Origin of the sequence: Bradyrhizobium sp. PRIMUS42 (genome assembly GCF_023006515.1) — a bacterium.
Classification (GTDB): Bacteria; Pseudomonadota; Alphaproteobacteria; order Rhizobiales; family Xanthobacteraceae; genus Bradyrhizobium.
This window is the reverse complement of record NZ_JALBGZ010000206.1, coordinates 1-9,188: the sequence shown is the minus strand read 5'-3', so window position 1 is coordinate 9,188 and position 9,188 is coordinate 1. Positions and strand designations below refer to the sequence as shown.

General features: G+C 63.6%; 8 protein-coding genes and 1 pseudogene. 6 read left to right on the top strand and 3 right to left on the bottom strand.

All coding sequences use genetic code 11. The annotated features are described in order from the left end of the window. Positions 1-385, bottom strand: a 385-nt coding sequence (locus tag MOV75_RS17275; RefSeq protein WP_247006245.1) for an ATP-binding cassette domain-containing protein, incomplete at its 3' end; no start/stop codon positions are given. Positions 386-648: 263 nt separating this feature from the next. Here MOV75_RS17275 and MOV75_RS17270 point away from each other — a divergent pair. The 6 genes from MOV75_RS17270 (at position 649) to MOV75_RS17245 (ending at position 7,444) form a co-directional block, all read left to right on the top strand. Then, entirely contained in the window at positions 649-1,524 is an 876-nt protein-coding gene (locus MOV75_RS17270) for a branched-chain amino acid ABC transporter permease (protein ID WP_094892962.1), read from the top strand. Positions 1,525-1,529: 5 nt separating this feature from the next. Beyond that, entirely contained in the window at positions 1,530-2,681 is a 1,152-nt protein-coding gene (locus MOV75_RS17265) for a branched-chain amino acid ABC transporter permease (protein ID WP_246919857.1), read from the top strand. Beyond that, a complete protein-coding gene (locus MOV75_RS17260; RefSeq protein WP_246919856.1) occupies positions 2,678-3,436 on the top strand; it encodes an ABC transporter ATP-binding protein in 759 nt (252 codons plus the stop codon). The genes MOV75_RS17265 and MOV75_RS17260 overlap by 4 nt, the downstream gene beginning before the upstream one ends. Positions 3,437-3,440: 4 nt before the next feature. Further along, the gene (locus MOV75_RS17255) at positions 3,441-4,229 is read left to right on the top strand and encodes an ABC transporter ATP-binding protein (protein WP_246919859.1); all 789 of its coding nucleotides are present in this window, start codon (positions 3,441-3,443) and stop codon (positions 4,227-4,229) included. A gap of 95 nt (positions 4,230-4,324) precedes the next feature. Further along, positions 4,325-6,163 carry a long-chain fatty acid--CoA ligase gene (locus MOV75_RS17250; protein ID WP_246919855.1) on the top strand — a complete coding sequence of 613 codons (1,839 nt, stop codon included), beginning with the start codon at positions 4,325-4,327 and terminating at the stop codon, positions 6,161-6,163. Positions 6,164-6,244: 81 nt separating this feature from the next. Beyond that, positions 6,245-7,444: an ABC transporter substrate-binding protein gene (locus MOV75_RS17245; protein ID WP_246919854.1), complete on the top strand. Its 1,200-nt coding sequence runs from the start codon at positions 6,245-6,247 to the stop codon at positions 7,442-7,444. A gap of 188 nt (positions 7,445-7,632) precedes the next feature. Here MOV75_RS17245 and MOV75_RS17240 read toward each other — a convergent pair whose 3' ends face one another. Both MOV75_RS17240 and MOV75_RS17235 read right to left on the bottom strand, forming a co-directional pair. Continuing rightward, positions 7,633-8,757 carry a lysozyme inhibitor LprI family protein gene (locus MOV75_RS17240; protein ID WP_246919853.1) on the bottom strand — a complete coding sequence of 375 codons (1,125 nt, stop codon included), beginning with the start codon at positions 8,755-8,757 and terminating at the stop codon, positions 7,633-7,635. 175 nt (positions 8,758-8,932) lie between these two features. Further along, positions 8,933-9,188 (bottom strand): annotated as a pseudogene (locus MOV75_RS17235) (hypothetical protein); the annotation flags it as partial.

The following is a 9,188-nucleotide window of genomic DNA, read 5'->3' as shown; positions in this document are numbered from 1 at the left end:
GCTCGAGGCCGAGCGAGCCGAGCAGCTCCTGCGCGACCGGCTCCGAGGCCGACGGCGCGATGCCCCAGAGGCCGGCGACGAATTCGAGATATTCGAGCGGGGTCAGCTTGTCGTAGATCATCGGCTCGTCGGAGACCCAGGCCATTACCTGCTTGGCGGCAACGGGGTCTTGGAGCGCATCGATGCCGAAGATCGAGACCGCGCCCGCATCGGGGCGCAGCAGGCCCGCGACCATGCGCAAAGTCGTTGTCTTGCCGGCGCCGTTGGGGCCGACCAGGGCGTAGAATTCGCCGGCGTGGACGGTGAGATCGAGGCCGTCGACCGCCAGACGGTCAAAACGCTTCGTTAACCCCAGGACTTCCAGTGCCGAGCTGTCCGACTTCATGACGGCCACACCATCCGGTTTTGCATCGCCCGCGACCATGGACCCGAAGATGTTTCGGCACCATGAATCGCGCTGCCGCAAATTCCGCGCTCCGGATTGGACTAAAGGCAAGTCACCGTTTGTTGACAGCGCTGGACGGTTCAGGCTGAATTGGTTCCGGACAAATGGCGCCAACGCAGCGACACGACTGCGTAGCGACTGGACACAAGATGCGGCAAGGCGGTCGGAAAGAGCCGCCGGTTGTATCGGGAGGACGCGCGTCGATGCTGGATTTCGTTCAGCAGCTGGTCAGCGGTGTTGCGCTCGGCTGCGTTTACGGCCTGATCGCGCTCGGCTTCGTGCTCGTCTACAAGGCCACCGAGGTCGTCAATTTCGCCCAGGGCGACCTGATGATGCTCGGCGGCTTCTTCGCCTTCACCTTCATCGGCATGATGGGCCTCAACTACTGGATCGGTTTTGCCGGTGCGGTGGCCGCGATGGCGCTGTTCGGCATGCTGGCGGAGCGCGTGGTGGTGCGGCCGATCCTCGGCTATCCGCAATTCTCCATCATCATGGCGACGATCGGGCTCGGCTATTTCCTGCGCTCGATCGCCGGCATGATCTGGGGCACCGATGATCTGAAGATCGAGACTCCGTTCAGCCAGGGCGTGCTGCGGATCGGCTCGCTGGTGCTCGCCTATGACAAGCTGTCGGTGATCGCGGCGACGATGATCCTGTGCACGCTGCTCTATCTCTTCTTCAACAAGACCACGCTCGGCACTGCGATGCGCGCCAGTTCCGAGAACATGCTCGCCGCCTACTACATGGGCATCCCGGTTAAACGCGTGGTGTCGATTGTCTGGGCGATCAGCGCGGCGGTCGCGACCTGCGCCGGCGTGCTGCTGGCGCCGATCACCTTCATCCATTCCAATGTCGGTCTCGTGCTTGGCTTGAAGGCGTTTCCCGCCGCGGTCCTCGGCGGCTTCGGCTCGATCCCGGGGGCGGTGGTCGGCGGCGTCCTGATCGGCGTGATCGAGAGTATGGCCGGCTTCTACCTGCCCGAAGGCTGGAAGGACGTCGCGCCCTACCTCGTGCTGCTCGCGGTGCTGCTCCTGAAGCCTGAAGGCCTGTTCGGCCATCACGTCCGCAAGAAGGTCTGAACACCATGCGCTTCCTGTTCAAGACCGACTATGAGGACGACATCAAGCTGGTCCCGCATTCGGGCTATCTGGTCTCGTACGGAATCCTGCTCGCACTGCTGTTGATCGCGCCCTTCGTGCTCTCCAGCTATCTGATGAGCCAGCTCGTCTTCGTCTGCATCTATGCGACCGTCGGCGTCGCGCTGCTGATCCTGACCGGCTTTACCGGCCAGGCCTCACTCGGCCACGCCGCCTTCCTCGCCATCGGAGCCTACACGGCGGCCTATTTGCAGAAATATAACGTGCCGTTCCCGGTCTACTTCCTGGCCGCCGGCGCGTTGACCGGCTTGATCGGCGCCCTGGTCGGCTTTCCCGCCCTGCGCCTGACCGGCATCTACCTCGTCATCGCCACCATCTCGTTTGCCTTGATCGTCGAGGAGATCCTGGCGCGCTGGGAAAGCGTCACCCACGGCAACGAGGGCATGCGGGTCAAGACGCTGTCGCTGCTCGGCGTCGCGGTGCCGCGCGACAGCCCCACCTTCTACTTCCTCTGCCTCTCCGTGCTGGTGCTGACCATCATCGGTACGCTGAATCTCTTGCGCTCGCCGACGGGACGCGCCTTCGTCGCGATCCGCGATTCAGAGACGGCGGCACGCAGCATGGGCGTCAATGTCGCGCTCTACAAGGTGAAGTCCTTTGCGATCTCGGCGGCGATCACCGGCTTTGCCGGCGTGCTGTTCGCCCACAAGCTCTCCTTCATCTCGCCGGAGATGTTCACGCTGCAGCTTTCGATCGAGTTCATCATCGTGATCCTGATCGGCGGCACCTTCAGCCTGCATGGCGCGGTGCTGGGGGCGATCTTCATCGTGATGATCGATCCCTTCCTGACGTATTTGAAGGACGACCTGCCAGGCATGATCGGCGGCATCGCCGCGACATTCGGCGCCGGCCCGTCCACCGCGGGAACCATCCAGTCGAAGGTCGCGGCCTTCGCCTCGCTCAACGGCCTGAAGGGCGCGATCTACGGCATCATCATCGTGCTGTTCGTGCTGTTCGAGCCGCTCGGGCTCTACGGCCGCTGGCTGAAGATCAAGCTCTTCTTCCAGCTGTTCCCGCTCTACAAGCGCGCAACCTTCAAGCGGCAGAAGATCTACGTGAAGTCGGAGCGGAACCGATGAGCTATTTCCGCGCCGAGAACCTGTCGCTGCATTTCGGGGGCCTGAAGGCGGTCGATGCGGTGTCCTTCGCGGTCGAGAAGGGCGAGATCCTGTCGATCATCGGGCCGAACGGTGCGGGCAAGAGCTCGATCTTCAACCTGATCTCGCGCATCTACCGGCCGACCTCGGGCCGCATCTTCTTCGAGGACCAGGACATCACGCAGGAGCCACCCTACGACATCGCAAAACTCGGCATCGCGCGGACCTTCCAGAACATCGAGCTGTTCGAGAATGCGACCGTGCTCTCCAACCTCCTGGTCGGCCGCCATCGGCACTCGACCACGCAGCTATGGCAGGAGCTCCTGTTCCTGCCGAGCGTGCGCGCGAACGAGAAGGTGCATCGCCGCAGGGTCGAGCAGGTCATCGAATTCCTCGATCTCGAACCCTATCGCGACAAGCTGATCTCCGGCCTGCCTTACGGGGTGCGCAAGGTGATCGAGCTGGCGCGCGCACTTTGCTCGGAGCCGAAGCTGATCCTGCTCGACGAGCCGTCGTCCGGCCTCAATGTCGAGGAGACCGACGACATGTCGTTCTGGATCCGCGACATGAAGAGCGAGCTCGGCATCACCGTGCTGATGGTCGAGCACGACATGTCGCTGGTCAACCGCGTCTCCGATCGCGTCATCGCGCTGAACTACGGCAGGGTGCTCGCGATGGGCTCGCCGGCCGAGGTGCAGCAGCACCCCGATGTCGTCGCTGCGTATCTGGGAGCATGAGGCGATGGATGCGATCGCGACACCCGAGACCATCCTGAAGCTCTCCAACGTCGAGAGCTATTACGGGCCGATCATGGCGATTCGCGGCATCTCGCTGGAAGTGCCGCGCGGCCGCATCGTCACGCTGCTGGGGGCCAATGGCGCCGGCAAGACCACGGTCCTGAAGACCATCTCGGGCATTCTCGATCCGCAGAAGGGCTCGATCGAATTCATGGGCAAGCCGATCCAGCGCATGGAAGCCGACAGGATCGTGCGGCTCGGCCTCAGCCACGTGCCGGAGGGGCGCGAGGTGTTTCCGTTCCTGTCCGTACGCGAGAATTTGATGATGGGGGCCTATCCGCGCAAGGACCGCGACGGCGTCGCGGAGGATCTGGAGCGGGTTTATGGTTATTTCCCGCGCCTGAGGGAGCGCATCAGCCAGCCGGCCGGCCAGCTCTCCGGCGGCGAGCAGCAGATGCTGGCGATTGGGCGCGCCCTGATGAACCGGCCGATGCTGCTCTTGCTCGACGAGCCCTCGCTCGGCCTGTCGCCGCTGCTGGTGAAGGAGATCTTCACCATCATCCGCCGCGTCAATGAGGAGCAGGGCATGTCGATCCTGCTGGTCGAGCAGAACGCCAAGGTCGCGCTGGAGACCGCGCATTACGGCTACGTGCTGGAGATCGGCCGCATCGTGATGAACGACAGCTGCGACCGCTTGATGCATTCCCAGGACATCCAGGAGTTCTACCTTGGCGCCAAGGAAGCGGGTGCGCGAGGCGAGCGGCGCTGGAAAAAGAAGAAGACGTGGCGGTGAGGAAGAGCTGGCAGTAAGATGAGATTGTCCATCCGCAAGCAAAGACCGCCGGCAAGGCAGGCAGCGGAGGGGAGAGCGACAAGGAGGAGAGGCGCATGGCCCGACCGGCGGTGCTGACGGTCGCCGATACGATCGCAAAGTGCTTTCTGCGCGCTGCCGAGACGCGGGGCGAGCGGCCGGCCATCCGAGAGAAGAAATTCGGGATCTGGCAGCCGACGAGCTGGCGCGAGTGGCTGGAGATATCGAAGGAAATTGCCTACGCGCTTCGCGCCTCCGGCTTCATGCCCGGCGACGTCGCCTCCATCATCGCCAACGCCGTTCCCGAATGGGTCCATGCCGACATGGGCATCCTGTGCGCGGGCGGCGTCGCCTCGGGCATCTACCCGACCGATGCGTCGTCTCAGGTCGAATATCTCGTCAACGATTCCAGAACGAAAGTGATCTTCGCCGAGGACGAGGAGCAGCTCGACAAGATCCTCGCCTGCCGCGCGCGCTGCGCGAGCTTGCAGAAGATCGTCGTGTTCGACATGGAGGGCCTCAGCGGTTTCTCCGACGACATGGTGATGTCGCTCGACGAGTTTCGCGCGCTCGGTCGCAACCACATGGTCGGCCGCGAAGCGCTGTGGCAGGAGATGATCGACAGCCGCGGCGCCGGCGATCTCGCGATCCTCGTCTATACATCCGGTACGACCGGTCCGCCCAAAGGCGCGATGCATGCCAACCGCAGCGTCACGCACCAGATGCGGCATGCCAACGATTTCATTCCGGCGCAGGAGGACGACGAGCGGCTGATCTTCCTGCCGCTCTGCCACGTCGCCGAACGCATCGGCGGCTACTACATCTCGGTCGCGCTCGGCTCGGTGATGAATTTCGCCGAGAGCCCGGAGACCGTGCCGGACAATCTGCGCGAGGTGCAGCCGACCGTCTTCCTCGCGGTGCCGCGCATCTGGGAGAAATTCTATTCGGCCATCACGATCGCGCTGAAGGATGCGACGCCGCTGCAGCAATGGGTCTATCGCCGTGCCATCGACATTGGCTACCGCATGGTCGACTACAGGCTCGAGGGTAAGGCGCCGCCACTGCCGCTGCGGCTCGCGAGCCGCATCGCCTACCGGGTCGCATTTCGCAACATCCGCCGCATGATCGGGCTGGATCGTTGCCGCATCGCCTTCACCGGGGCGGCGCCGATCGCGCCGGAGCTGATCCGCTGGTATCTCGCGCTCGGCATCGACATGCATGAGCTCTACGGCCAGACCGAGAATTGCGGTGTCGCCACCATGATGCCGGCGGAGCGGATCAAGCTCGGCTCGGTCGGCACGGCGGTGCCCTGGGGCGAGGTCGCGCTGTCGCCCGACGGCGAGATCCTGATCAAGGGCGACTTCCTGTTCATGGGTTATTTGAATCAGCCGGAGAAGACCGCCGAGACCCTCGATTCCCGCGGCTGGCTGCACACCGGCGACGTCGGCACCATCGACAATGAAGGCTTCGTCCGGATCACGGACCGGATGAAGGACATCATCATCACCTCCGGCGGCAAGAACATCACGCCGTCCGAGATCGAGAACCAGCTCAAATTCTCACCCTACATCTCGGACGCCGTCGTGATCGGCGACAAGCGGCCGTACCTCACCTGCCTCGTGATGATCGACCAGGAGAACGTCGAGAAGTTCGCGCAGGACCACGACATCCCCTTCACCAATTATGCCAGCTTGTGCCGGGCGACGGAGATCCAGGACCTGATCGGCCGCGAGATCGAGCAGGTCAATGGCAATTTCGCCCGCGTCGAGACCATCAAGAAGTTCTACCTGATCGAGCGCCAGCTCACGCCGGAAGACGAAGAACTGACGCCGACCATGAAGCTGAAGCGCGGCTTCGTGAACAAGCGCTACGCCGCCGAGATCGAAGCGATGTATCGCCAGCGCGCCGTGGCGTGAGGCGCAGGACGATTTGGGAAAGCGGAGGAGCGATGGCCCTCGCCCTCCGCGTAACACGGGCCTTTAGGAGAGGAGACGTCAATGTCGAGATCGTTCGGAACGTTCGGCCTTGCTGTGAGTGCGCTGGCGCTCACCTGTCTGCCGGCCACAGCGCAAACCAAGGTCACCAACGACGGTATCTCGGCAACCGAGATCGTCCTCGGGACCCATCAGGACCTGTCGGGTCCGATCAAGGGCTGGGGCGTCCCGGTCGCAAATGGCATGAAGATGGCGACCGAGGAGGTCAATGCGGCGGGCGGCATCAACGGCCGCAAGATCCGGCTGGTCATCGAGGACAGCGGCTATGATCCCAAGAAAGCCGTGCTGGCTTCGCAAAAGTTGATCGAGCGCGACAAGATCTTCGCGATGGTCGGAGCCATGGGATCGCCGACCGTGCTGGCCGCGCAGGACATCCTGTTCGACGCCGGCGTGCTACAGCTCTTCCCGCTGACGGCGGCCGAGTTCACCTTCAAGTTCGATCCGGCCAAGCCGCAGGAGCGGCTGAAGTTCAACAATCTGCTGCCCTATGTCGAGAGCACGCGCGCGGCGCTCAAATACATGATGGAGTGGAAGAGCTTCAAGAAGCCCTGCATCATGCACCAGGACGACGAGTACGGAAAAAACGTGCTCGACGGCTTCAACCAGCAGCTCACGGCTATGAAGGTGCAGCCGGCCTCGATCACGAGTTTCAAGCGCGGCGCCTCCGACTTCAGCGCGCAGGTCGCCAAGATGAAGTCTGATGGCTGCGATCTCGTGGTGCTCGGCACCATTCTCCGCGAGACCATCGGTTCGATGACGGAAGCCAGGAAGCTCGGCTGGGACGTCACCTTCCTGGGCGCGTCGCCGACCAACGTGCTGGATGTGCCAGCGTTGGGCAAGGACGCGGTGGAAGGGCTCTATGCGGCCAGCCTCTTCGAAATCCCCTACGAGGACACGGCCAAGGACAAGGTGAAGGACTGGATTGTCAACTACAAGAAGACCTTCGGCACCGAGGCCAATACGCAGGCCATGATCGGCTACAATGCGGTGATGACTTTCGCCTTCTATGCGCAGAAGGCGGGTAAGGATCTCACGGGTCAGAAGATGCTGGATTCGCTGGAGTCGGGCGAAAAATTCCTCGACATCTTCAACTCGCCGCCGACCAAGTTCTCCAAGACCGACCATCTCGCCAATACCATCACCCAGGTGCAGCAGATCAAGGGCGGGCGCTGGGTGCTGGTGAAGGACAATCTGATGTATTGATCTATTGCGGCATTGACGGTGCACCCTCTCCCCTTGCGGGAGAGGGTGCAAGCGGCGGGCCGGGTGAGGGGTATCTATCCTCTCGAACAGTCTTGCAAATGCTGAGAACCCCTCATCCGGCGCGCTTGCGCGCGCCACCTTCTCCCGCAAGGGGCGAAGGAAGAAAGCGCGCTCGCTGCGAGAAGAGCCTACGACCCCCCGCTCGCCGTCCCCGAATTCACCGGGGCCAGTTCATCCTCCCGGCAACGCCAGCCGTCGGCGGCTTTCACGAAGGCAAAAGTCCGCTGGATACGCAGCCGGCGCGTCACGTTGAAGGCTTCGGCCGAGCGCTCCTTGTTGCCAGTTCCGGGCTGCGGCCGACCCGTCCTGGCGTCCCAGCAGGTGCCGGTGCAGTTGGAGGCGACCTTGCTGCACATGGTGAAGGGCGCCAGCACGGCCATCTCGATCTCGCCCGTGACCTGCGCCTCCTGCTCGGTCACCTGGCTGTCGAGCGCGTAGACGCGGTTGATGCGGAGGAAGTTGCCGCAGGAATTAGCCGCATGGATACGCGCCGCGCAAAAATCGACCGCGTCGGTGTCGGGGATGCGGGCCGCGACCTGCCGGCCGAACACCTTCTTGGGGTCGCCCTTCGCCGTACGGATCTCGTCGGTCTTGCGCCTCAAATGATCCGCAAGACACTCCTCCGCGGTTTCGAGCTCCTGAAGCGGCACATTCTCCTTGCCGACCAGATTGCATTTGCGATCGCGCTCGCGCGTCCACCTGCCATATTCGGCGAAGGCAAAGCGCGCCGCGATCGGATCCAGCTTGCCGATCAGGCCGAGCACCTGGCCGTTGAGCTCCGTTTCCGCGAGCGCCAGCGACGGGTCCGCGCAGATCAGCGCGCCCGCCGCGGTGTTGGCCGCAAGGCAGTCGAAATCGGGATCGCGCACGATCGCCGCGCGCTCCTCGGTCACCTTGAGCAGGCAGGCCTTCACCCGGTCGAACTCGTCGGTGCGGATCGCGGTCTGGCCGACGATGCCGCAGCTGAGGTTGCGCTGGCGGATCCAGATCGCATTTTCCTCGATCCCAGGCAGCCGATCGGGCAGGCGGGCGAGCCGCCCCTCGATCGCCGCGCTCAGCTTCTCGGCAGCGGCGGCGAGCGTGGCATCACCGCAGAACAATTGATTGCCGGGGTCGCGAATCAGCTGACAATTGTTCCTTGCAAACAGCGGCAGCCGGTCGGCGACGGAACGGTCGGCTGGCTCGGATTGCGCGAAGCCCGGAACCGCCGGCAACGCCAGCAACGCAAGCACAGTCGGCACGATGAACCGCATTCCAGTCGCCCCCGCATGGAAGGCGCCATGCTAGCGGTTTGGATCGCGCGGTGGAATGAGTTTGTGTCGGGTGGTTCGTAAGCCGGATGGCGCGCAAGCGTAATCCGGGATTCGTGCAACGGCGGCACCGTCCCGGATTGCGCTGCGCTCTATCCGGGCTACGAGGCCGCTACAATCAATGGGCCTCGACGGCGACCATCGAGAGCCGCGCGGGTTCGTCGACATATTTCATCACGGCCGACTGGTAGAGCGCGAACAGCGGTTGGTAGCTCCGCGCAGCGTCGTCCTCGACCATCGCCATGCGGCGGTTGTCGAGCATCAGCCAGTGTCCGCCGAGACGCGCGGCGACAACCGCATGCTCTTCGCCGGCCCTGACGTCGCGCACCACGACGATGCGGAGGTCCTCAGGCGCCATGCCCGCCAGCCGCAGC